The 22,627-nt window shown below is 73.0% G+C and carries 25 protein-coding genes; 12 read left to right on the plus strand and 13 right to left on the minus strand.

Features of this window, described 5'->3' with window-relative positions; genetic code table 11:
* Positions 1 to 260: 260 nt before the first annotated feature.
* Positions 261 to 1,013, plus strand: coding sequence for an MBL fold metallo-hydrolase (locus ACFYZS_RS20855; RefSeq protein WP_389014454.1), 753 nt, complete (start codon positions 261 to 263; stop codon positions 1,011 to 1,013).
* Between the two features lie 36 nt (positions 1,014 to 1,049).
* Here ACFYZS_RS20855 and ACFYZS_RS20860 read toward each other — a convergent pair whose 3' ends face one another.
* Positions 1,050 to 1,628 carry a DM13 domain-containing protein gene (locus ACFYZS_RS20860; protein WP_389014457.1) on the minus strand — a complete coding sequence of 193 codons (579 nt, stop codon included), beginning with the start codon at positions 1,626 to 1,628 and terminating at the stop codon, positions 1,050 to 1,052.
* A 318-nt stretch (positions 1,629 to 1,946) separates the two neighbouring features.
* On the opposite strand from ACFYZS_RS20860, the gene ACFYZS_RS20865 reads away from it, so the two are divergent.
* On the plus strand, positions 1,947 to 3,434 hold the full coding sequence (locus ACFYZS_RS20865; protein WP_389014460.1) for a cellulose binding domain-containing protein: 1,488 nt from the start codon (positions 1,947 to 1,949) through the stop codon (positions 3,432 to 3,434).
* Between the two features lie 24 nt (positions 3,435 to 3,458).
* Here ACFYZS_RS20865 and ACFYZS_RS20870 read toward each other — a convergent pair whose 3' ends face one another.
* Positions 3,459 to 4,229, minus strand: a complete 771-nt coding sequence (locus ACFYZS_RS20870) for a VOC family protein (protein ID WP_389015153.1) — start codon at positions 4,227 to 4,229, stop codon at positions 3,459 to 3,461.
* Positions 4,230 to 4,504: 275 nt separating this feature from the next.
* On the opposite strand from ACFYZS_RS20870, the gene ACFYZS_RS20875 reads away from it, so the two are divergent.
* The gene (locus ACFYZS_RS20875; RefSeq protein ID WP_389014463.1) at positions 4,505 to 5,716 is read left to right on the plus strand and encodes an aromatic acid exporter family protein; all 1,212 of its coding nucleotides are present in this window, start codon (positions 4,505 to 4,507) and stop codon (positions 5,714 to 5,716) included.
* A 32-nt stretch (positions 5,717 to 5,748) separates the two neighbouring features.
* Here ACFYZS_RS20875 and ACFYZS_RS20880 read toward each other — a convergent pair whose 3' ends face one another.
* The 4 genes from ACFYZS_RS20880 to ACFYZS_RS20895 form a co-directional block, all read right to left on the minus strand.
* Positions 5,749 to 6,120, minus strand: coding sequence for an SH3 domain-containing protein (locus tag ACFYZS_RS20880; RefSeq protein ID WP_389014466.1), 372 nt, complete (start codon positions 6,118 to 6,120; stop codon positions 5,749 to 5,751).
* A gap of 167 nt (positions 6,121 to 6,287) precedes the next feature.
* On the minus strand, positions 6,288 to 6,443 hold the full coding sequence (locus ACFYZS_RS20885) for a DUF6131 family protein (RefSeq protein ID WP_389015156.1): 156 nt from the start codon (positions 6,441 to 6,443) through the stop codon (positions 6,288 to 6,290).
* A gap of 108 nt (positions 6,444 to 6,551) precedes the next feature.
* A complete protein-coding gene (locus ACFYZS_RS20890) occupies positions 6,552 to 6,932 on the minus strand; it encodes a hypothetical protein (protein ID WP_389014469.1) in 381 nt (126 codons plus the stop codon).
* A gap of 72 nt (positions 6,933 to 7,004) precedes the next feature.
* Positions 7,005 to 8,051 (minus strand): hypothetical protein, encoded by a 1,047-nt coding sequence (locus ACFYZS_RS20895; protein ID WP_389014472.1) that lies wholly within the window; start codon positions 8,049 to 8,051, stop codon positions 7,005 to 7,007.
* Positions 8,052 to 8,230: 179 nt separating this feature from the next.
* Between ACFYZS_RS20895 and ACFYZS_RS20900 the strand changes: the two genes are divergently transcribed.
* Positions 8,231 to 8,404, plus strand: coding sequence for a CsbD family protein (locus ACFYZS_RS20900; protein WP_365957780.1), 174 nt, complete (start codon positions 8,231 to 8,233; stop codon positions 8,402 to 8,404).
* A 76-nt stretch (positions 8,405 to 8,480) separates the two neighbouring features.
* Here ACFYZS_RS20900 and ACFYZS_RS20905 read toward each other — a convergent pair whose 3' ends face one another.
* Entirely contained in the window at positions 8,481 to 8,795 is a 315-nt protein-coding gene (locus ACFYZS_RS20905) for a helix-turn-helix transcriptional regulator (RefSeq protein ID WP_389014475.1), read from the minus strand.
* A 200-nt stretch (positions 8,796 to 8,995) separates the two neighbouring features.
* Here ACFYZS_RS20905 and ACFYZS_RS20910 point away from each other — a divergent pair, with 200 nt between their 5' ends.
* Positions 8,996 to 9,388 (plus strand): STAS domain-containing protein, encoded by a 393-nt coding sequence (locus tag ACFYZS_RS20910; protein WP_389014478.1) that lies wholly within the window; start codon positions 8,996 to 8,998, stop codon positions 9,386 to 9,388.
* Between the two features lie 8 nt (positions 9,389 to 9,396).
* Here the strand turns inward: ACFYZS_RS20910 and ACFYZS_RS20915 are convergent, their stop codons facing one another.
* Positions 9,397 to 9,897, minus strand: coding sequence for an ATP-binding protein (locus ACFYZS_RS20915; protein ID WP_389014480.1), 501 nt, complete (start codon positions 9,895 to 9,897; stop codon positions 9,397 to 9,399).
* A gap of 217 nt (positions 9,898 to 10,114) precedes the next feature.
* Here ACFYZS_RS20915 and ACFYZS_RS20920 point away from each other — a divergent pair, with 217 nt between their 5' ends.
* Entirely contained in the window at positions 10,115 to 10,696 is a 582-nt protein-coding gene (locus ACFYZS_RS20920) for a TetR/AcrR family transcriptional regulator (protein WP_389014483.1), read from the plus strand.
* Between the two features lie 11 nt (positions 10,697 to 10,707).
* Here the strand turns inward: ACFYZS_RS20920 and ACFYZS_RS20925 are convergent, their stop codons facing one another.
* Positions 10,708 to 12,129: an NADP-dependent succinic semialdehyde dehydrogenase gene (locus ACFYZS_RS20925; RefSeq protein WP_389014486.1), complete on the minus strand. Its 1,422-nt coding sequence runs from the start codon at positions 12,127 to 12,129 to the stop codon at positions 10,708 to 10,710.
* A gap of 193 nt (positions 12,130 to 12,322) precedes the next feature.
* On the opposite strand from ACFYZS_RS20925, the gene ACFYZS_RS20930 reads away from it, so the two are divergent.
* Entirely contained in the window at positions 12,323 to 12,682 is a 360-nt protein-coding gene (locus ACFYZS_RS20930) for an ArsR/SmtB family transcription factor (RefSeq protein ID WP_376018071.1), read from the plus strand.
* Positions 12,679 to 13,320 (plus strand): SRPBCC family protein, encoded by a 642-nt coding sequence (locus tag ACFYZS_RS20935; protein ID WP_389014489.1) that lies wholly within the window; start codon positions 12,679 to 12,681, stop codon positions 13,318 to 13,320. Before ACFYZS_RS20930 ends, ACFYZS_RS20935 begins: the two co-directional genes overlap by 4 nt.
* Positions 13,321 to 13,334: 14 nt before the next feature.
* On the opposite strand, the gene ACFYZS_RS20940 is transcribed toward ACFYZS_RS20935, so the two are convergent.
* The 3 genes from ACFYZS_RS20940 to ACFYZS_RS20950 form a co-directional block, all read right to left on the minus strand.
* On the minus strand, positions 13,335 to 13,916 hold the full coding sequence (locus ACFYZS_RS20940) for a hypothetical protein (RefSeq protein WP_389014492.1): 582 nt from the start codon (positions 13,914 to 13,916) through the stop codon (positions 13,335 to 13,337).
* A 123-nt stretch (positions 13,917 to 14,039) separates the two neighbouring features.
* Entirely contained in the window at positions 14,040 to 14,453 is a 414-nt protein-coding gene (locus tag ACFYZS_RS20945; RefSeq protein WP_389014495.1) for an Ig domain-containing protein, read from the minus strand.
* Positions 14,454 to 14,591: 138 nt separating this feature from the next.
* Positions 14,592 to 15,752, minus strand: coding sequence for an aminotransferase class V-fold PLP-dependent enzyme (locus tag ACFYZS_RS20950; protein WP_389014497.1), 1,161 nt, complete (start codon positions 15,750 to 15,752; stop codon positions 14,592 to 14,594).
* Between the two features lie 182 nt (positions 15,753 to 15,934).
* Here ACFYZS_RS20950 and ACFYZS_RS20955 point away from each other — a divergent pair, with 182 nt between their 5' ends.
* The 3 genes from ACFYZS_RS20955 (at position 15,935) to ACFYZS_RS20965 (ending at position 20,790) form a co-directional block, all read left to right on the plus strand.
* A complete protein-coding gene (locus tag ACFYZS_RS20955) occupies positions 15,935 to 16,714 on the plus strand; it encodes a class I SAM-dependent methyltransferase (protein WP_389014500.1) in 780 nt (259 codons plus the stop codon).
* Positions 16,715 to 16,732: 18 nt separating this feature from the next.
* The gene (locus ACFYZS_RS20960; RefSeq protein ID WP_389014503.1) at positions 16,733 to 19,495 is read left to right on the plus strand and encodes an exo-beta-D-glucosaminidase; all 2,763 of its coding nucleotides are present in this window, start codon (positions 16,733 to 16,735) and stop codon (positions 19,493 to 19,495) included.
* A gap of 191 nt (positions 19,496 to 19,686) precedes the next feature.
* A complete protein-coding gene (locus ACFYZS_RS20965; protein ID WP_389014506.1) occupies positions 19,687 to 20,790 on the plus strand; it encodes a mechanosensitive ion channel family protein in 1,104 nt (367 codons plus the stop codon).
* A 9-nt stretch (positions 20,791 to 20,799) separates the two neighbouring features.
* On the opposite strand, the gene ACFYZS_RS20970 is transcribed toward ACFYZS_RS20965, so the two are convergent.
* Entirely contained in the window at positions 20,800 to 21,378 is a 579-nt protein-coding gene (locus ACFYZS_RS20970; RefSeq protein WP_389014509.1) for a MepB family protein, read from the minus strand.
* Between the two features lie 96 nt (positions 21,379 to 21,474).
* Here ACFYZS_RS20970 and ACFYZS_RS20975 point away from each other — a divergent pair, with 96 nt between their 5' ends.
* Positions 21,475 to 22,473: an NAD-dependent epimerase/dehydratase family protein gene (locus tag ACFYZS_RS20975; protein WP_389014511.1), complete on the plus strand. Its 999-nt coding sequence runs from the start codon at positions 21,475 to 21,477 to the stop codon at positions 22,471 to 22,473.
* Positions 22,474 to 22,627 lie beyond the last annotated feature (154 nt).

A 22,627-nucleotide genomic window follows, 5' to 3' on the forward strand; every position in this document is an offset into this window, starting at 1 on the left:
CGGTCGAGTCCCTGCACCGCGTGTTCCGCGACCGCCTCGACACCTCGCCCGGCGAGTACCGCAGCCGGTTCCGCACCGCCGCCTGAGAGAACCGCCTGCGGGTTCGGCTCGGTCGAGTCCCTGCACCGCGTGTTCCGCGACCGCCTCGACACCTCGCCCGGCGAGTACCGCAGCCGGTTCCGCACCGCCGCCTGAGAGAACCGCCCACCGGTGCGGCGACGGTCCCGTACGCCCACCCCACCCACCCTGGAGCCACCACCGTGAAGTTCTCCGCCACCCACATAGGCACGGCGACCGTCCTGCTGGAGGTGGCAGGCGTACGCCTGCTGACCGACCCGGTCTTCGACGCCGCCCCCGCCGAGTACCGCCACGGTCCGGTCGTCCTGCGCAGCACGGCCGGCCCGGCGTTCGCCCCGGCGGACCTGCCGCCGATCGACGCCGTCCTCCTCAGCCACGACGACCACCCCGACAACCTGGACACCGCCGGCCGCACCCTGCTGCCCGGGCGGCCCGTCCTGACGACGGCGAGCGGGGCGGCCCGCCTCGGCGACCAGGCCGTGGGCCTGGTCCCGTGGGCCTCGTACGAGCTCACCGTGCGCGGCACCACCCTGCGGATCACCGCCACCCCGGGCGTCCACGGGCCGGTCGGCGAGGTCATCGGCTTCGTCGTCGAGGCCGAGGGCGAGGAGGAGGCGCTCTACATCTCCGGAGACACCGTGTACGTGGACGAACTCGACGGCATCGCCGACCGGTTCGGCATCGGCACCGCGCTCCTGCACCTCGGCGCCGCCCGCATCGCGGCCTTCGGCGACGGCCGGCTCATCACCATGGACGGGGCCCAGGGCGCGGCGCTGACCCGCGCGCTGGGCGCCCGTACGGTCGTCCCCGTCCACTACGCGTCGTGGGAGCACTTCGGCGAGGACCGCGACGAGATCACCGCGGCCTTCGTGGCGGCCGGTGTCGGCGACCGCCTCCGCTGGCTCGCCCCCGGCGCTCGCGAGACCTTCGGCTGAGGGGGCGGGGGTTCAGGCCGCCCGCGGGACGGGCGTTCAGGCGGCCCGCAGGGCGGCTGCGCCGAAGGACACGTTGAAACGGTCGCACCAGATGGTGACGCTGGAGTAGTCGGCGAGGTTCACATCGGCCGGGATCTCGTAGTTCTGGTCGCCCTTGTTGCCCTTGAGCTTGCCCAGGCTGACGTACTTGCCGTCGTCGAAGACGAACCAGCCGTCCGCGCCCTCCTTCACGGGCGCGTCGGTGAGCCACACGCGCAGGTCGGGGCCGCTGCTGGTGTCGAGGTTCTCCAGGCGGAGCGTGCGCGAGCCGTCGGGTAGCCTGATGAGCCTCACCGTGCCGGTGGTGGCGTGCTCGTGACTGATCAGGGAGCCCTGGGAGATGGTCTGCGGGCCCTGCGCCGGGTCGGCTCCCGGCCGCGAGGAGCCGGGCGCCGGAGCGGCGGAGGCGGTGGGCAGCGCCTCGTTGACCGTGGAGTTCTGCCAGAGCTTCCACGGCTGGGCCCAGTACAGACCGGCGCCCAGCACCAGCGTGGCCGCGGTCAGCACCCCCACCAGCAGCCGACGGCGCCGGCGCCTCCCCGTTCCCGCCGCCGCGCCCGTCGTCGTCCCCGTCATGCCAGCCCCTCTTCGTCGTTGCGTTCCCTCACATTGAATGCGGCCGGAGATCCGGGATCCAGGATCTCCGGATGACGAAAGTCTTACGTCGACGGGCGGGGTGACCGGCGGCTTCCTTGACCACGGGGGCACCGGGCCACCCTGCGCGGCGCACGGGAAGGAAGTCCCCGCCGGGCAGAGGTCATTAACCCTCTCCGATCCGTTCCTTAAGGCGGCCTCAAGAACGCGGGACCGGAGCCCGAACCGCACATTCGTCCGTTTTGCGGTCGCTAGCGTGCTGCTCGAACCCCCATCCCCCGAGCACGGAGGCAGGTCCTCATGGCTGGCCATTCCCATCGCCGTACGACGAGTGCCAAGACCAAGGCGGCCGCGGCGCTGGCCGTCGCGGCGGCCGTCGCGGGCACCGCCGTGGCCCTGACCGGCACCGCACAGGCCGCGTCGGTCGGCGCGACCTTCACCAAGGCGAGCAGCTGGACCACCGGCTACACCGGCCAGTACGTCGTCACCAACCGGAGCGGCGGAACGCTCAAGGACTGGACCCTCGAGTTCGACCTGCCCGCCGGCACCTCCCTCGCCTCCCTCTGGAACGGTGAACACACCGTCAACGGGCAGCACGTGACGGTCAAGCCGCCCCGCTGGGACACGGCCGGCCTCACGGCCGGCGCCTCCGTCACCGTCGGGTTCGTGACCAGTGCGAGCGGGACCGCGGGCAGTCCCACGGGATGCCTCATCAACAAGGAGAAGTGCTCCCCGGCCACCGGGCCGACGCCCAGCCCGAGCGGCCGGCCCACCACCGCACCGACCACCGCGCCGACCGTCGCACCCACGGCGACGGCCACCACCGCACCCACGGCGACGTCGAAGCCGACGCCGAAGCCGACGCCGACCGTGCCCCCGGGCGGCGGCAGCAGCACGCCGGCCGGGTTCGCGCCGTACGTGGACACCTCGCTCTACCCGGCCTTCGACCTGCTGGACACGGCCGCCCGGACGGGGGTGAAGGAGTTCAACCTGGCCTTCGTCACCTCCGGCGGCGGCTGCTCCCCCCTGTGGGGCGGGGTCACGGCCCTCGGCGACGACCGGGTCGCCTCCCAGATCTCCGCCCTGCGGGCCAAGGGCGGGGACGTGCGGGTGTCGTTCGGCGGCGCCGCGGGCTCCGAGCTGGGCCTGGTCTGCGGCTCCCCCGCCGAGCTCGCCGCCGCGTACGGCAAGGTCGTGGACACGTACCGGCTGACCAAGGTCGACTTCGACATCGAGGGTGCCGCCCTGCCGGACACCGCGGCGAACGGCCGCCGTGCGCAGGCCATCGCGCAGCTCCAGAAGTCCCATCCCGGGCTCGACGTCTCCTTCACCCTGCCCGTGATGCCGGAGGGACTGACCCAGCCGGGGGTCGACCTGATCGCCAACGCCAAGCAGAACGGGGTGGCGGTGTCCGCCGTCAACATCATGGCGATGGACTACGGCCCGGCGTACAGCGGCGACATGGGCGGTTACGCCATCCAGGCGGCCACCGCGACGCAGGCGCAGATCAAGGGCGTACTGGGCCTGAGCGACGCCGCGGCGTGGAAGGCGGTGGCCGTGACCCCGATGATCGGCGTCAACGACGTCGCCGGCGAGGTCTTCACGGTGGACGACGCCAAGCAGCTCGTGGACTTCGCCCGCTCCAAGGGCCTCGGCTGGCTGGCGATGTGGTCGGGCGCCCGTGACAAGCAGTGCCCGGGCGGCGCGAAGAACTCGGCCGACGCGACGTGCTCGTCCATAGTCCAGGAGCCGCTCGCCTTCACGAAGGCCTTCGCCGCCCGCGGCTAGGGGTGTCTTGCGGATCAGACCGGATCAGGAAGCCGCCGGGCCCTTCGCCCGGTGGCTTCCTCCGGGTGGGTCCTGGAGCGCCACGATCGTGAAGAGGGCGCCGTCCGGGTCGGCCAGGGTGATCCGGCGGCTCGTAGGCGTGGTGTGGACGGGTGAGACGGTGCGGCCGCCGAGCCGGGTGGCGGTCTCCACCGCGGCTTCGAGGTCCGGCACGTCGAAGTGGACGTGCCAGCGCGGCCGGACCTGCGGGTCCGGGGCCTCCTCGACGGCTCCGCCGCTGATCACGGCGACGGTGTCGCGGCCGCGGCGGATGACGACGTGGTCGTGTTCGTACGAGACGTCGCAGCACCCGGAGCGCTCACACGCCCAGTCCAGGACCTCGCCGTAGAACACGGCCGCCGCGAAGGCGTCCCGCGTGCGCAGTTCGAGCCAGGCGGCGGCGCCGCCGGGATGCGCCGTCCAGTCCGGGATCACCTCGCCCTGCCAGAACCCGAAGACCGCGCCGTCGGGATCGGCCGCGAGTGCGGCCCGGCCGGTCCCGAAGGCCAGCGGGCCCACCCCCATCGTGGCGCCGCGCTCGCGCACCCGGGCGGCGGTGACGTCCGCGTCGTCGACGGCGAAGTACGGGGTCCACGCCACCGGGACCCCCAGGCGCCGGGCCAGCCCACCGATGCCGGCGACCGGCGCCCCGTCGCGCATCGCGACGGAAAACCCCTCGCCGAGGCGGGTGGGGCGGAACCCCCAGCCCAGCACGGCCCCGTAGAACCGCTGCGCGGCATCGAGGTCGCCGGTCATCAGGCTGACCCAGCACGGCGCCCCGAACACCTCATGGCTTGACGTCGACACCGGCTCCGACCTCCCTCGACCTCCCCCCGATCCACCCTAGCCCCGGCCCGCGCGACCGGCTCCGAGGCCGGGCCGCCCGGGTGGGAGGACGGCGTGGGCCGTACGGAGTAGGGGCGCGGCTCGGGACGACCGGCGGGAAGCCGGGAGGAACCGCCTCGCGTACGGTGGTGCCGTCTTGATCCGTGTGACGCGTGGTGCCGCCGAGTCCGGGAAGGCTGGCACGTATGCCCGAAGTCATCGTCACCGTACGAACCCTCGTCAGCCGCCGCCGTGAGCCCGTCGTCGTACAGGCCGTCCGGTCGACGGCGGCAGCCGTGGTGTCCTACGTCGTCGCGCTCTGGCTGAGCAGCGAGCCGGCGCCGCTGACCGCACCGCTGACGGCGCTGCTCGTCGTCCAGGTCACCCTCTACACCACCCTCACCACCGGCATCCGCCGGGTGAACTCGGTCGTCGCGGGTGTCCTCGTCGCCATCGGGTTCAGCACCCTCGTGGGGCTCACCTGGTGGAGCCTGGGGCTGGTCATCCTCACCTCGCTCGTCGTGGGCCATCTCGTACGGGTCGACGAGTTCGTCCCCGAGGTCGCGATCAGCGCGATGCTGGTGCTCGGCGTGACGCAGGTGGCGGCCACCGCCTGGGACCGGGTGCTGGAGACGCTGATCGGTGCGGTCGTGGGGCTCCTGTTCAACGTCTTCCTCACGCCGCCCGTCTGGGTGGCACCGGCGAGCGAGGCGATCACCTCGCTCGCCCGCCGCATGGGCGACCTGCTGGTCCACCTCGGCGACGAGCTGGCGGAGCACACCCCGGTGGAGAAGGCGGCCGCCCGGCTGCACGAGGCGCGGCGGCTGGACAACGACATCGCGGACGTGGACGCGGCGCTGCGCCAGGCCGAGGACAGCCTGCGGTTCAACCCCCGGGTGAAGGAGGGGCTCCTCTTCCGCCTCGTACTCCGTACGGGACTGGACACCCTGGAGATCTGCGCGGTGGTGCTGCGGGTCTGCTGCCGCACGCTGACCGACCTCGCCAAGACGCGTACGGACGGCCCGCTCTTCCAGGACCACCTCGCCCAGGCGCTGCGGGAGCTGTTCGCGCACATGGCGAGCGCCGTCGAGAACTTCGCCGTACTGATCACCGCGCAGATCAGCACGAGCGCCGAGGAGGCCGAGCTCCGGCTGACGCAGGAGCTCGCGGCGGCCCGGATCAGCCGCGAGCGGGCCGCGCGGCTCCTGCGCGAGGAGGCTCGGGCGAGGCCCGGGACCTGGCAGCTGTACGGGGCCCTGCTCGCTGAAGCCGACCGGGTACTGGACGAACTGGGGGTGGAGAAGCGCTCGGAACGGCTCGTGGAGGAGCTCGACCGGCACTCCCGTACGCAGCGTGCCCGCGGTCCGCGGCTGCGGCTCGGCCGGCTGTGGCGCGACCGCTCGCCCGCGGACGATTAGGCCGTGTCCTTCGGATCAGGCAGGGCCGCCCGTCAGCACCACCGGACCGGCGTGTAGTTGTGCACGAAGCGGGCCGAGACCCAGCCGGGCTCGCCGTGCAGCCGGTACCAGATGTTGTTGCCCTCCACCGTGGAGCCCTTGGCCTGGCAGGACAGTTGCACCTTCTCGAACGGGTCCAGCGAGCCGAGGACCGTCGCCGAGGTCGTCGCCCTGGCCCGTACGTGGAGGGCGACGCGGCTGACCACGACGCCCTGCACGTGCGCGTTGGCGGCTTCGGTGAGCGTGGCCGCGTTCGATGCCGGCTCCGGCGTGCCCGCCGGCGCGGCGGACGCCGGCACTCCCGGGACCAGCAGTCCCAGGCCGAGGCCCACCGCGGCCATCGCGATCAACGTCTGTTGGTTCATCCGCTGCCCCATGCACTGACTCCCGTTCCCTGGTCGACGCCTGGGCCCGGCCGGTTTCGGCCGGCCTGCGTTCGACCTTGCCCCGGGAGGCAGTGCCCGGAACGGCGACGTGCCGCCCACTCGCTCGTATGGCGCAGCGCTCGGCCGCCGGCGGGTGGGGGCCGCCGTCAGTAATAGTGCTTGCGACCTCCCACCGCGTGCCCGACAGCACCGAGGACCCAAAGAACCAGGCCGATGATGACCAGGATCAGGCCGATCGTCCAAAGAATCGAGATTCCGAAGACGAACCCTAGGATCAGCAGGATCACTCCGAGGACAATCACGACTACCTCCAGGCGCCCCGGCACCTCAGCGCACCAGGACATCCTGCGTGTACCATCCACGCCGCGTTTCATGCCTGGAAGGCGCCTCGAATCATTCGGCCTCCGGTGTCAGTCGGCCTCCGAGTAGCTGAAGTCGCCCATCGTCCAGGCACTGACGTCCTTGATCGCGATCCGGTACATCCCGCCGGTCTCGGGGATGCCCACGGTGCCCTGGAGGATCCTGGCCACGTGGAAGTGCAGGTAGGAGGGTGGCGGTGGCGCCTTCCGCGGGGTATCGCCGTCTTCGGCGCCCATGAACAGGCCGGCGAACGTACCGAGGCGGTCCGAGTCCGCCAGGACCTCGGCCACCCGTCGGCGCCACGCGCTCTCGGGAGCGAGGCGGCCGGTGATGACGGCCCCGTGCACCAGGACGGTCAACGACATCTGATTGGTCTGCTGCGACTCCACGGCGGCAGCGATGGCGACGAGCAGGTCGTCAGGCTTCGACATGGGCAGGAATGCTACAAGCATCCGGGGCCGAAGCCGGGCGTGTTCACCCCCTTGTGCCGGGGCGGGGCGGCTTCAGGTGGCGAAACCGACGTGTACGTGGTCGTGGTGCGTGGCATCGGAGAAGAACTGGTTCGGCCGGGTTCCACCCGAAAGTTGTACGGGGCCGCCGACGTTGTACGAGCCCGCGGCGGCGGCCGCGCGCATGAACGCGGTGACGAGGCTCCGCGGCGTCGCGGGGTCGACGACGGGGCGGCCGTCGACGGCCCAGACGTCGAAGGCACGGCCGACGGGGTGGTCGCTCGGCCGATCGGTGCCGAACACGTTCAGCGGGTGTCCGGACCGCACCACGCTGACCGACATCCGGTGGGCGTCCGCGAGGCGGAGCATCGCGCGCAGCACGCTCTCGTGCACCGCGCCGCTGCGGATGTCGGCGGCCGAGGCGGGCGGCAGCTCGATCCGGGGCTGGGCGAGCACGGCCCGCGCCGAGGCGCCGAGGGGGGCCGCGGGCCCCGGGCGTCCGGGGCGGAGCGCGGTCACGGCCCAGCCCGCGGAGGTGCGCTCGAGGCGTACGTCGATCGTGGTTCCGCCCTCGCGTACGGCGGACCCGGTCCGGGTGGACTGGGCGCAGGGGACCAGGACGCTCGCGGAGTCGGGCAGGAGCCCGCCGTACTGGGCGTCGATCACGCGGACGACCGCCTGGTCCGCCGCCGGGGTCAGCGGCCCCGCCTCGGCCGCGAGTTCGGCGGCCCGTGGCGGGGAGATCCCCAGCGCCGCCGCTCTGGCCGCCGCTTCGCGCCGGCCGCCCCGCCCCGCCGGCCAGGTCCCGAGCGCCTCGACGAGCCGTACAGCGGCGAGTTTGGCCGCGGGCTCGATCTCGCCCGGCCCCGGACGCCATGGAACCGCGGCGGGAAGGGCCCGCGGGGACGCGGGCGCCTGCGGTGTGGCGGGCGCGGCTCCGGCGGGCGTACGCGCTCCCGCGGCGGGCGGGATCGCTGCCGAGGGCCCCGTACCCTGCCCGCACCCGGCGGCAGCGGCGCACCAGGCCGCCGTGCCCAGCAGCAGTGAGCGGCGCCCGGGACCACCGGACGAAGGCACGTGCGGGGCGGGACGCGGGACCATGGCCGGCTCCTCGAACATCCGGGGACGGGACGGAACGTGGTGCGACGGCCGTGTCCGCCGACCGCCACGGGCAACTTCGCACCTCGATGGCCTTCGATCGGGGAGCGGCACGTTTACGGTGGCCCATCCGGGTCAGACGCCAGAGCGTCCGGAATTCCCTTCCCAGCGGAGGACCCACCATGTCCGGTGAACAGAAGGCCAAGGCCAAGGGTGAGCAGGCCAAGGGCAAGCTCAAGGAAACGGCAGGGCGGGCCGTCGGCAACGAACGGATGACCGCCGAGGGCCGCGCCGAGAAGGCGAAGGGTGACGCCCGTCAGGCCAAGGAGAAGATCAAGGACACCCTCAAGGACTGACGCATTCCGTCGGTGAAGCGCAGCCTCCCGAGCGCCCTCACGGCGCCGGGAGGCTCCTTTGCGTGTGTCCCGCGCGCTACTGCGGCATCGAGGACGTGTCCTCGGCGAGCAGGGCGAGGAGGCCCGCGACCTCGTGGCCGGCTTCTGCCGGGTGCCGGAACATCGCCCCTTCGGCGATTTCGTAGCGGTTGCGCCTGCCGTCGCGCGAGCGGCTGAGGTATCCGTCCGCTTCGAGGTCGGCGACGATCGCCTGGACCGTCCGCTCGGTGAGTCCGCAGGTGGCCGCGACGTCACGCAGGCGGATCCCCGGATCTCGGGAGATCGTCACGAGGACCCGTGCGTGGTTGGTCAGGAACGTCCAGGAAGGGCGGAGCTCCGAGCTGCTTGCCATTCCTCCATCATGCGCCGCCCCATTCATGTGAGACAAGTCGCGTATGGCGGATCGCGTGAGGTGAATCGTGTGAGGACAATCGCGTAATGGAAGACGTGTAAAGGAAACCACGAAATACTTTTCCAGTAATTCTTGACGTATGACCCCGCGCGGCGCACGATCGAGATGCAGCGATCCGACAGGGCCAAGGGAGTCGGGAGATGTCTGCAGCTCGGGAAGGCACCACGGCGGCGCGGGCTGACGATCCGCGGTCGACCGTCCGCGTGCGACCGGACGGCGCGGGCGGCGCACTCGTCGTCGTCGCGGGAGAGATCGATCAGGACTGCGCCCCGGAACTCGGGGAGGCCCTGGCCTCCGCCTTGCGTGCCCATCCCGGCGCGATGGTGGTCGATCTGGCCGGCGTCACCTTCTGCGACTGCACGTGCCTGAACGTCCTGCTGCAAGCCCGCCGGAAGGCAGGCGCCCGGTTCAGCGTCCGGAACATCAGCGCCCGGATGTCGCGGCTGCTGGAGCTGACGGGTACCTGCGCGTACTTCCCGAACGGCGCCGGCCCGCGCGCGCATCCGCCCCGGAAGGGTCGGGGCCGGGTCTGACGGCGGACTCAGCGGCTTCGCGCCCCACGGGCCGGAACCGGGGCCGCCACCTCGAACCAGACGGTCTTCCCGGCCTCCCGCTGCATCACTCCCCAGCGCCTGGCCAGCAGCTCCATCACCATCAGGCCGTATCCGCCGGGCAGCCCCAGCAGCGTCGGGGTCCGGCGCCGCGGCAGTGCCCGGCTGGCGTCGCTGACCTCGATCCGCAGGTCTCCCGCGCGCCGCGGCGCGACCGCTTCGCACGGCGCGACCGGTTCGCGCGACCCGAGCCTCAGGACGAGCTCCGTGGGGCCTCCCCCGTGCCTGACCGCATTGGTCACCGCCTCGGAGACCAGCAGCAGAACGTCCTCGACCACCGCGTCCCGCTCTTCGTCCGTGAGGGCGCCGAGGCATTCCGGTTCGGGCCAGGACCAGTCCTCGATCGCGCTGCGGCAGAAGGCGCGGCATCTCGCGACGACCGTGGCGGCGCCGTACAGGCTGAGCCGCCTCGTCCGGGCACTCGATCCCATCCGCTCCCTCATCTCCGGGTCCACGATGCCTCCGGTTCCGTGCCGACGCCCCTGTGCCCACTCCCCCACCACTGGCCCCTACCCCCGATGCCGGAGTGGAACCTGCGGCCCCGAGGCCGACGAGGTGGACGAGGTGGACGAGGTGGACGAGGTGGACCCAAAAGGCTAACAGATAGCCTTAATGAGTCGCTAGCCACCGCAGGGTAGGGTGGTCCGCATGACCGAGACGACGGGGCGCCGCGAGCGCAAGAAGGCCCAGACGCGCAAGGCTCTGGCGGATGCCGCCCTGCGGCTCTTCACGGAGCGCGGCTTCGACAACGTCGGCGTCCGGGACGTGGCCGAGGCGGCGGACGTGGCGGTCACGACCCTGTTCAAGCACTTCCCGAGCAAGGAGGCGCTCGTCTTCGACGAGGACGAGGGCAAGGAGGCCGCGCTGATCGCGGCCGTGCACGACCGCGCCCCCGGCCGGTCCGTCCTGCACGCCCTGCGCGACCACCTGACGCAGACCGTCGTGGCGGTCGGCCGGGACACCCCGGAGTTCGCCCGGCTCACGGCGCTGGTGGACTCGGCCCCCGCCCTGCAGGAGTACATGCACCGGATGTGGCTGCGGCACGAGAAGGCCCTGGTCGCCGCCCTCACCGAGGCCACCGGCGCCCCCGAGGGCGACGTCCGCACCGCCGCGCTGGCCCGTTTCGTCATGGAGAGCCCGAGCCTGGTCCGCGGCCACGCGGATCCCCAAAAGGCCCTCCACGAGGTGTTCGACCTGCTGGAACACGGCTGGGGCAGCGCCCCGTCCTGACCCGGCGGCGGCTACGAGCCGTTGCCGGGCTCGGCCGCGTGCCACACCGTCGTCGTGTTGCAGAACTCGCGGATGCCGTGGCCCGAGAGCTCGCGCCCGTACCCCGAGCGCTTCACCCCGCCGAACGGCAGGGCCGGGTGGGAGGCGGTCATGCCGTTGAAGAAGACGCCGCCCGCCTCGATGTCCCGTACGAAGCGCTCCTGTTCCGCCGCGTCACGGGTCCAGACGTTGGAACTCAGGCCGAAGGGCGTGTCGTTGGCGAGCTCCACCGCCTCGTTCAGGTCCCGCACCCGGTACACGGTGGCCACCGGCCCGAACGCCTCCTCGCGGTGGATGCGCATCTCGGGCGTGATCCCGGTCAGGACGGTCGGCTCGAAGAACCAGCCCCGCTCCAGGCCGTCGGGCAGGCCCTGCGGCCGCCGCCCGCCGCACAGGGCCGTCGCCCCGCGGCGTACGGCGTCCTCGACGAGCTCCTCGACGTCGGCGCGGCCCTGCTCGGTGGCGAGCGGACCGACGTCCGTGGACTCGGACAGCGGGTCGCCGACGGTCAGCGCGGCCATGCGGGCGGTGAAGGCGCGGGTGAACTCCTCGTGGACGTCGGCGTGGACGAGGAACCGCTTGGCCGCGATGCAGGACTGGCCGTTGTTCTGCACCCGGGCGGTGACGGCGACCGCCGCGGCCCGTTCCACGTCGGCCGACGGCATCACCACGAACGGGTCGCTGCCGCCCAGCTCCAGGACGGTCTTCTTCACCTCGTCGCCCGCCACCGCCGCGACGGCCCGGCCCGCCGGCTCACTGCCGGTGAGCGTCGCCGCCGCGACCCTGGGGTCGCGCAGGATGCCCTCGACGGCGCGGGAGGAGACCAGCAGCGTCTGGAACACCCCTTCGGGGAAGCCGGCCCGCCGGAAGAGGTCGCCCAGGTAGAGCGCCGTCTGCGGCACGTTCGAGGCGTGCTTGAGCAGCCCGGCGTTGCCCGCCATCAGGGCGGGCGCCGCGAAGCGGACCACCTGCCAGAGGGGGAAGTTCCACGGCATCACGGCGAGGACCACGCCCAGCGGCCGGTAGTGGACCCGGGCGCGGGAGGCTCCGGCGTCCGCCACGTCGGCCTGCGAGGGGTGCTCGTCGGCCAGCAGTTCCTCGGCGTTCCTCGCGTACCAGCGCATGGCCTTCGCGCACTTCGCCGCTTCGGCCCGGGCGGCGGCGAGCGGCTTGCCCATCTCGATCGTCATCGTTCGGGCGATGTCGTCCCGGTCCTGGTCCAGCAGGTCGGCCGCGCGCTCGAGGAGGCGGGCGCGCTCGGGGAACCCCGTCGTGCGGTAGCCGCGGAAGGCCGCGTGGGCGGTCGCCAGGCACTGCTCGATCCGCCCGGCGTCCAGCTCGTCGAAGGTCTTGAGCGTCTCGCCGTTCGCGGGGTTGACGGTTGCGATGGGCACGTCCGGCCCTCCTCGTCCTCGATGCGTCGAACCGAACCGGATCGAACCGGACCGTACCGGCCCCGTCATCCGTCCGCCCGGCAGACTGCGGTGGCGTGTCCGCCGGGGAAGCGGATTCACTCGATCGCCGAGGGCGGCGTCGACCGCCGGACGGTTATCTAAGTCGTTGCTTATATAAGTGGAGGATGGCATAGTGGCGGGTGTGCACGCCTTTGACGTACTCGGAGACCCCGTGCGGCGCCGGATATTGGAGCTGCTCGCAGCCGGCGAGCAGCCGTCCGGAGCTGTCAGCGAGGTGATCCGGGAAGAGTTCGGGATCTCTCAGCCCGCCGTGTCGCAGCATCTGCGGGTGCTGCGGGAGAGCGGCTTCGCCGTCGTGCGGGCGGAAGGGACCCGGCGGTTGTACGCCGTCCAGGCCGAGCCCCTGCGCGAGGTCGACGCCTGGCTGGACAGGTTCCGCGGCTTCTGGGAGCAGCGGTTGGACGCGCTGGGCACGGAGCTCGCGCGGGGCCGCCGCGAGCGGCGGGAACAGGAAAGAGGAGAGGCGCCATGAGCGACATCGTCGGACAGATCAACGACATCCACCGCGAGGTCGGCCGCCGCGAGGTGGGCGGCGAGGAGGCGCGGACCGTACTGCTGCGCCGCACGTACCCGTCGGGTGTCGAGGACGTGTGGGAGGCCTGTACGAGACCGGACCGGCTCGGGCGGTGGTTCCTCCCGGTCAGCGGCGACCTGCGGGAAGGCGGGCACTACCAGACGGAGGGGAACGCGGGCGGGAAGATCCTGCGGTGCGAGCCGCCGAAGCTGCTCCGGGTGAGCTGGGTGATGGGCCAGGCGCCCGGGTTCAGCGAGGTGGAGCTGCGGCTGACTCCCGAGGGCGCGGAGCGGACCGTCTTCGAGCTCGAACACGTCGCGGTGGTGGAGCCCGAGTTCTGGGACCAGTACGGCCCCGGGGCGGTCGGTGTCGGCTGGGACCTCACCGTGCTGGGTCTCGGGATGCACCTGGCGGGCAATTCCGTGCACCCCTCGGAGGCGGTGGCATGGATGGCCTCGGACGATGCCCGGGCGTTCATGACGGGCAGCAGCGAGGCCTGGGGCGAGGCGCACACGGCCTCCGGGGAGTCGGCGGCGGCCGTGGCCGCGGCGGTGCGCGCGACGACCGGGTTCTACGTGCCCCCGAAGCCGCAGTAGCCGCAGTAGCCCGCCTACACCTCCCGGAAGGGACCGGCCGCGGCGACGAGGGTGCTCAGGGCGAGCAGGACCACGGCGCCCAGACCGGCCGCCCAGGGCGAGTTCGCGCCCTCCAGCGCCGGGGACACGCGGTGCCGGGGGTCGTAGGCCACGCGGATCTCCCCGCCCGCGGCCGCGATGCGCCGGCCGTCCGTGAGCTCGTCGGGGTAGCCGCCCGGGCAGTCCAACAGGTGGCGGTAGACGATCCGCTCCCCCGGGAGGCCCTCGCCGGCGGAACTCGTCTTCTGCTCCTGGACCTCGCGTACGGCGCAGGGGGCGACCTCCGCCCGCGCCGCGGCCTGGTCCGTGGCCGTCACGGTGAGCAGCAGCCCGAGCGCCAGGAAGAGCGCCCCGAAGAGGCTCCGGCTCCCGCCGACGCAGGCGAAGTACACCACCGAGGCGCCGACGAGCAGGACCGCGCCCCCCGCCAGCGCGACCGCGGCGGACGGCGCCGAGGCGCCGGCGTAGCACCAGTGCGCCCAGCCGTACAGCGCCGCGGCCGCCACGACGGGCACCAGCGCGGCGAGTCCCCGCACCTTCGGCTCAGCCTCTGACATGAACACCACCCCCTCCCCGACGGGGACGCCGTGGGGCGCACGGATGGTTTCCGAGCGCCCCACGGCGCGGGCGGCCGCGGCGGGCGCCGGCTCCGCCCGCGACGCGGGGCTGGGTCGGGCGGTTCAGCAGCGCGGGCAGGCGTCGCGGATCACGCGCCAGGTGAACGTGGTGGAGCCCGTGGCGCCCGCCGCGTCCTTCGCGGTGACCGTCACGGTGCGGGTGCCGCTGCCGCGCAGCAGGCCGGAGATCAGACCGGTCGAGGCGTTGATCGTGAGGCCGGTCGGCAGGTTGGCCGCCGACCATGCGTACGGGGTCGTGCCGCCGGTGGCGGACATCTGCAGCCGGGCGCTGTCGTACTGGTAGTTGACCTGGTTGCCGGGGAAGGCCACCACCGGGGCGGCGGCCACCGCGGCGGCCGCGGATGCAGCCGGCTGCGCGGCAGCCACGCCCGAGGTGGCGACGGGGACGGCCAGGACGGCCGCCAAGCCGACGGCCAGGACCGCCAATCGACGCGGGACACGCTGGTTCGCTCTCAAGATGACCTCCGAACTCGCTTGGTGGAAAGCTGCGTTCAAGGTGCGACGTGACGCCGGAATGCTACGCACGCGTGTGCGTTTCCACCAGAACGGGTCTCGGACCCGAACAGGGCTCCGCAGGGCTGCCCGGCCCTGCGGTCACGGCCGGTTCAGCGCGGCGTCCAGCGCGCTCAGCAGCTGTTCGATGTCGGCGCCGGTGGTGTGGAGGTGGGGGCTGATGCGGATGGCCGAACCGCGGGCACCGACGAACACGTTCGCCTCCTGCAGCGCCGCCACCACGCGCTGCTGGAGGCCGTCGGGGACCGTGACGCCGAGCATGTGCGGGCCCCGCGGCGACGGGACGGGCAGGCCCCGCTCCCGCGCCGCCGAGGCGATACGGGCCGTGGTGGCCGCCAGGGTGACGGCGATCCGGGGGACGGTCCAGGCCGACAGCTGCTCCAGGGCGGCCAGCGCCATCGGGGTGAGCTCGAAGGCGGTGCGCGCGCCCACGTCGAAGCGGCGGGCTCCGGGCTGGTATTCGGTGCGGTACTCCACGAGCCGCCCGAAATCGTCGGAGTCCTTGCGCACGATCCAGTTCTCCTCCAGCGGCCGCCCCTCCTGCCGGGCCGGAGCCACGTACAGGTAGCCGAGCCCGAAGGGGCCGAGCAGCCACTTGTAGCCGACGCTGACGAGGAAGTCGGGCTTCAGCGTGCGCACGTCGAGGGGGATCGCCCCGACGGACTGGCTGGCGTCGATGACCAGGGCGGCGCCGGCGGCCCGGGTGGCCTCGGCGATCCGCTCCAGGTCGAGCAGGGCGCCGTCGGTCCAGTGCACCCGGGGCACCGAGACCACGGCCACGCCGTCGTCGAGGGCGTCGAGGACGGCCTCGGTCCAGGTCTGGCCGCTCTCGCGCCGGACGGTGAGCATCGAGGCCCCCGTACGCTCGGCGAACCGCCACCAGGTGTAGATCCCGGACGGGTACTCGCCGTCGAGGACCAGGATCCGCTCGCCGGCCCGCGCGGACAGATTGGCGGCGGCCACCGCGAACCCGTAGCTGGTCGCCGGCACCAGGGCGATGTCGTCGGCGGCGGCCCCGATGAGGTCCCCGAACAGCGCCCGGCGCCGCTCGGCCCCGCTGAACCAGTCGGGGCCCAGGAGCCGCCACGGCTGGGCCCGCTTGAGCAGGGCGGCCTCGCCCGCGACGAGGCCGGTGCGCAGGGTCGGTGCCACGCTGGCGGTGTTGAAGTAGGCGATGCCGTCGGGGATGTCGAACAGCTCGCGGGCGTTGGGGAGCGGCTCGCTGCCGACAGGCGAGGTCATGGCGTGCCTTTCGCGTCGTTCGAGGGCCGGAGCCCACCACACTGCCCGGCTCGCGCGGCCGGAAACATCAGCCGCCCCGGAGCAGCACCGCACTCGCCCCGGTTGGCCGACCGTCGCCGTCGGGGTGGCGGACGGGCGCGCCGCAGCCGCCGCCCGGGCCGCCGGGCCGATAGTGGGGAGCTGTGAACAACGGCTCAGCGGGACATGAGGAAGAGGGCGGCGCCTGGTCCGGGCCCGCCGGGGCAGAGGCCTTCGCGGCGGTGGAGGCGGCCACGGACTGGCTGCTCGGCTATCCGTTCGTGTTCGAGGCCCTGTCCCGCCGGGTCGGCGCGGACGAGGTGCTCGTGGACTACGGCTGCGGGCCCGGCGCAGTGGCCGACCGGGCCGCGCGGGTGCTGGGCGCACGGGTGGTGGGGGTGGACACGTCCGCGGAGATGCTGGCGCTGGCCCGGAGCACGGCGCCGGCGGTGGCGGAGTTCCACCTGGTCAGGGACGGCCGGGTGACGGGCCTGCCCGACGGGTGCGCGGACGCGGTGATGTGCAATCACGTGCTGGCCTCGCTGCCGACCGAGGAGGCCCTGCTCGGGGTGTTCGCCGAGATCCGCCGCCTGCTGCGGCCCGGAGCCCCGCTCGTCCTGCTGTCCACGGACCCCGCCTGTACGGCCCTGGAATACGCCTCGCTGCGCGTGGGCGACGCGGGGGCCTCGTACCGGCCGGGCGAGGAGATGCCGCTGCGGCTGCGGCGTACGGACGGCACCTGGCAGGAGGTGCGCAACCACGCCTGGCCCCTCGACCGGCTGCCGGTCCTCCTCGAGAGCGCCCGCTTCCGCGAGGTCTCCCAGCGCCGGCCGACGGTGGACGAGGCACTGGCCCTCGCCGACCCGGGTCTCCTGGACCGCTACCCGTGGACCGCGGAGCGGGCCGCACCCCCGCTCGTGATCACCGCCGCCGTCGCCGCCTGAGCCCTCCCGGAGACCACCGTGATCCCCTCTTCCGTCCGAGCCGTCCGTTGGGAAGCCTCGGTCCTGGCCGTGCTGGGCCTCTTGGGCACGCTCCTCGCGGGTGCCCCGGCCGCGGCTCCCTACCCCCGGGCCGCACCGGTCCGGGCGGTGACCGCCGTTGCCTCTGCCCCGGGCAGCACCACGCCCCTGTCCGGCTACGCCATCCGCTCCACGGCCGAGGTCGTGGACGCGGCGGCCCTCGTCTCCGCCCCGGGCTACCCGACGACCGGCTGGCACCCGGCCGGGCCGCGATCCACCGTGCTGGCCGCCCTGGTCGCGGACGGCACCCATCCCGATCCCTTCTACTCCACCGACCAGCAGCGGATCCCGGCCGCCGATTTCACCGTGCCGTGGTGGTTCCGCGCCGAGTTCACCGTGGCCGACACCTCCTCGCGCACGTACCTGGACTTCAGCGGGGTCGTCTCCGCCGCGGACGTGTTCGTCAACGGCAAACAGGTCGCCACGGCCTCCGCGGTGGCCGGCGCGTACACGCACCACGAGCTCGACGTCACCGGGCTGGTGCGGGCCGGGGCCAATGCGGTGGCCTTCCGGATCAAGCCGAACAACCCCCGCAAGGACCTCACCATGGGCTGGCTCGACTGGCTGCAGCCGCCGCCGGACGAGAACATGGGCATCGTCCGCGACGTGCTGGTGCGGCGCGGCGGCCCCGTCGCCCTGCGCGACGCGCACGTGCTGACCAGCCTGGCGCTGCCCTCCCTGGCCTCTGCGGACCTGACCGTGAAGGCGAAGGTCCGCAACGAGTCGGCCGAGGCCGTCACCGCCGCGGTCTCCGGCACCATCGGGACGGGGATCGCCTTCCGCCGGGACGTTCCCCTGCTCGCGCACGAGACGAAGACGGTGGCCTTCACCCCGGCCGACACCCCGCAGCTGCGGCTCGACCGGCCGCGGGTGTGGTGGCCCGCCGGACTGGGCGCCCAGGAGCTGTACGAGCTCGATCTGGCGGTCACCGTCTCCGGTGCCGAAACGGGAGCCGGAGCCGCCTCCGGCACCGTCTCCGACCGGACCCGCCACGGCTTCGGCATCCGCAGCGTCCAGGCGCCGCTCAACAAGGACGGCGCCCGCCAGTACTCCGTCAACGGCCGGCCGCTGCTGATCCGCGGCGCCGGCTGGTCCCCCGACGAGCTGCTGCGCTGGGACCCGGCCTACGCCGAGGACCGGCTCGCGTACGCACGGGACCTGGGCCTCAACACCCTGCGCCTGGAAGGGCACCTCGAACAGGACGAGTTCTTCGACCTCGCCGACCGCTACGGGATCCTCACCCTGCCGGGCTGGCAGTGCTGCACCAAATGGGAGGGGGAGGTCAACGGCACCGAGGCCGGAGAGAGCTGGACCTCGGCCGACCACCTCGTGGCCAAGGCCTCCATGGCGGCCGAGGCCGCCCGCCTGCGCGATCACCCCAGCGTGATCTCCTTCCTCGTCGGCAGCGACTTCGCCCCGAACGCGGAGATCGAGCGGGCCTACGTCGAGGCGCTGAAGGCCGCCGACTGGCCCACCCCCGTGATCCCCGCGGCCGCCGCCAAGTCGGCCCCGCTCACCGGCGCTTCGGGGATGCGGATGCCGGGACCGTACGACTGGGTGCCGCCCGGCTACTGGTACGACAAGCGGGAGGGCGGGGCCACCGGCTTCAACTCCGAGACCAGCGCGGGCCCCGACATCCCCACCCTCGACACCCTGCGCCGCATGATGTCCCCGGCCGAGCTGACCTCCCTCTGGAAGGACCCGGCCGCGCCGCAGTACCACCGCTCGCCCTCGCGCACGTACTCCACGCTCAAGCTGTACGACGACGCGCTGAGCGCCCGGTACGGCGCCCCGCGCAGCCTGGAGGACTACGTCGCCAAGGCGCAGCTCGCCCAGTACGAGAACGTCCGCGCGCAGTACGAGGCGTACGCGCGGAACGCCACCGACGCCTCGAAGCCGTCGACGGGGTTGATCTACTGGATGTTCAACAGCGGCTGGACCTCGCTGCACTGGCAGCTCGTGGACCGGTACCTCGACCAGAACGGCGCCTACTTCGGGGCGAAGAAGGCGAACGAGCCCCTGCACATCCAGTACTCCTACGACGACCGGACGGTGGCCGTCGTCAACCGCCGCACGGCGCCGGTGTCGGGGCTGACGGCGCGGGTCTCCCTCTTCAACACGGACGGGACGCGGAAGTACGACCGGACGGTGACGGGCCTCGCCGTCGGCGGGGACGGCGCGAAGGCCGTCGCGCTGACCCTGCCGGCGTCGGTGGACGGGCTGTCCACGACCCATCTCGCGCGGCTGGTCCTGACCGACGCCGCCGGGCGCGAGGTGAGCCGCAACGTGTACTGGCTCTCCACGCGCCGCGACGTCCTCGACTACGACGAGAGCGACTGGTGGCACACCCCGACCACGGCCTACGCCGATCTCACCGGGCTGCGGTCGATGGCGCAGGCCGCCGTCTCCGCCACGGCGACGACGAGCGCGGGCGCCGACGCGCCGTCGACCTCCACGACGGTCGTCACCGTACGCAACACCGGCACCGGGAACACTCCGGCGCTGCTCACCGATCTCCACCTGGTCGACGACAAGGACGCCCCCGTCCTGCCCGTGCGGTGGTCCGACAACCAGATCAGCCTCTGGCCCGGTGAATCGGCCACCGTGACGGCGACCTACCGCACCGCCGATCTGCACGGCTCCACGCCCAGGATCCGGATCTCCGGCTGGAACACCCCGACGGCCACGGTCCCGGCCGCCTGAGGGCGGCCCGCGTGCAGGGGGGCCGCCGGCCATGGGGCAGGATGGCCATCCGTTCCGGAATGCGTACGCGCGCCCGAACGCGGCTCCACGCACGACAAACTGACAGGTGACAAGGTGACGACACACCTCATACGACGGCCCGCGTGGCCCGTCGCCGCTCCCCCGGTCCGGCGCCGAGCGGAGGGCGTCCGTTGAACCGGGAACTGCTCCTGCACGACTGGCTGGTGGCCGGGATCGCGGTGGCCGCGGGCGCCCTGGCCGGACTGCTGCTGCGCGCCCTGATGCGCTGGCTCGGCCGGCACGCGGAGCGGACCCGGTGGAACGGGGACGACATCATCGTCGACGCGCTGCGCACCCTCGTCCCCTGGGCCGCGGTCATCGCCGGTGTCGCCGTGGCCGCTTCCACCCTGCCGCTCACCGCTCGGGTCCTGGGGTTCGTGAACCAGTCCCTGACCGCCGTGCTCGTCCTCATCGCCACGTTCGGTGCCGCCCGGGTCGTCGCGGGCCTCGTCCAGTCGGTGGCGGGCTCGCGGACCGGCGTGGCCGGATCGGCGTCCATCTTCGTCAACATCACGCGGATCGTGGTCCTCGTGATGGGTGTGCTCGTCGCGCTCGAGACCGTGGGCGTGTCCATCGCCCCGCTGGTCACCGCGCTCGGGGTGGGCGGTCTGGCGGTGGCCCTGGCCCTGCAGGACACCCTCGCCAACCTCTTCGCGGGCGTCCACATCCTGGCCTCGAAGACCGTGCAGCCCGGTGACTACATCCGCCTCAGCAGCGGGGAGGAGGGGTACGTCGTCGACATCAACTGGCGCAACACCGTGGTCCGCAACCTGTCGAACAACCTGGTGATCATCCCCAACAACCGTCTCGCGCGGACGAACATGACCAACTTCACCCAGCCCGAACAGCAGTTGTCGATCCTGGTCCAGGTGGGCGTGGGGTACGAGAGCGACCTGGAGCACGTGGAGCGGGTGACCCTCGACGTGGTCGACAGCGTGATGGCCGACATCAACGGCGCGGTCCCCGACCACGAGGGCAAGGTCCGCTTCCACACCTTCGCGGACTCCAGGATCAACTTCACGGTGATCCTGGGCGTCGGCGAGTTCAGCGACCAGTACCGGATCAAGCACGAGTTCATCAAGCGTCTGCACGAGCGCTTCCGGGCGGAGGGCATCTCGATCCCCGCGCCCACGCGGACGGTCTCGCTCCACCACGACGGCCTCCAGGCGTCGGCGCTCCCGCCGGTTCCGCACCAGCGCGAGGCGCCGCCCCGGTCGCCCGCCGCCGCCGGCTGAGCCGGGCCCTTACGAGCGGCGGTACAGCTGCGCGGCGCGGACCAGGTCGACGGCGCCGTCCGGTGGCAGGTGGAGGAAGTACTCCACCTGCCACGCCTGGGTGCGGTCGGCCTGGCGGCCGGCGGTGGCCACCCACGGCGGGTAGAGGCGGAAGCCCCGCTTCCCACCCGCGCCGTCCACCGATACGACGCCGTGCCGGGCCAGCGCGTCCACCGGGAAGACGAACTGGCCGAAGCCGTGGTCGTCATGGCTGCCGATGACGAAGAGGTCCACGCGATCCGCCGTGTCGAAGGGCCGGATGGGCCCCTCAGGGGACCGCTTCCACACGGTGACGAACTGGCCGGCCTTGGTGGGGGTCGTCTTGGCCGCCCGGAACCGGACGGCCCGCCCGTCCAGGGTGAATGCGCAGGCGGCGTACGCGGCGCCCTCGGCCTCGGGAACCGGCTGCGAGCAGGTGAATCCGCACGGATCGAAGACGCGTGACTTCGCCGCGAGGAGATCGTCGTGGACCCGGAGCCCCTCCGGCCAGGGTTCGGCGCCGGCCGGGGCCGGACGGGGATCGGAGGAGTGCACGTCGCGGGTCGTCATCCGGCCACCCTGTCATGGATCCCGGACGTCTTACGGATCCGTGACGTGCGGCCGGGAGAGCGCCTGTCCGGGCGGGCCGGGGCATAGCGTCGGACCATGCGCGTACTTGTGACTGGAGGAGCGGGCTTCATCGGCTCGCACATCGTCTCCGAGCTGGCCGGCCGCGGCCACGACCCGGTGGTGTTCGATCTCGCGGAGGACGGAAGGGACGTGAGGGACCCCGGCCAGGTGCGCGACGCCCTGGCCGGGGTCGACGCGGTCTGCCACCAGGCGGCGAAGGTCGGCCTGGGCAAGGACTTCGGTGACGCGCCGGCGTACGTGTCGGCCAACGGCCTCGGTACGGCGGTCCTGCTGGCCGAGATGGCCGCGGCGGGGGTGGACCGGCTGCTCCTCGCCGGTTCGATGGTCGTCTACGGCGAGGGGCGCTACGCCTGCGCCGCGCACGGCGTGGTGCGGCCCGGGCCGCGCGCCGAGGCCGATCTGGCGGCCGGCCGGTTCGAGCCGCGCTGCCCGCGCTGCGACGCCGAACTGGCGCCCGGCCTGGTCGGGGAGGACGCCCCGATGGACCCGCGGAACGTCTACGCCACCACCAAGCTGGAACAGGAGCACCTCGCGGCCTCGTGGGCGCGGGCCACCGGCGGCTCCGCGCTCTCGCTGCGCTACCACAACGTGTACGGGCCGGGGATGCCCCGCGACACCCCGTACGCGGGGGTCGCCGCGCTGTTCCGTTCCGCCCTGGCACGGGGCGAGGCGCCGCGCGTCTTCGAGGACGGCGGCCAGCGGCGGGACTTCGTGCACGTGCGGGACGTGGCCTCGGCCAACGCCGTGGCGCTGGGGTCCCTGGCCGGCGCACCGGCCGGGTTCACCGCGTACAACGTCGGCAGCGGCGATCCGCGGACCGTCGGTGACATGGCCAAGGCCCTGGCCGCCGCGTGCGGGGGCCCGGACCCGGTGGTCACCGGCGAGTACCGGCTGGGCGACGTCCGGCACATCACCGCCGACTCGGCACGCCTGCGCCGGGACCTGGACTGGCGTCCCGTGGTGCCGTTCGCCACGGGCATGGCGGAGCTGGCGGCGGGGGCGGAAGGCCGCTAGGGGGTGTCCGCAAAGGAGCGCCGTGCGCCCGCAGGGCGCTCCCGCGGCGTCCGGTGCGTGCTCTCGGTGTGCCGGGCGGAAGCCCGTGTACTGGACGTACTCGGGATTACGCCCGGTGCGCCGAGAGCGCGTGCCGGGCGCCGCGGGGCAGGCG

The organism is Streptomyces sp. NPDC001903 (assembly GCF_042891345.1).
In the GTDB taxonomy this organism is placed as follows: domain Bacteria; phylum Actinomycetota; class Actinomycetes; order Streptomycetales; family Streptomycetaceae; genus Streptomyces.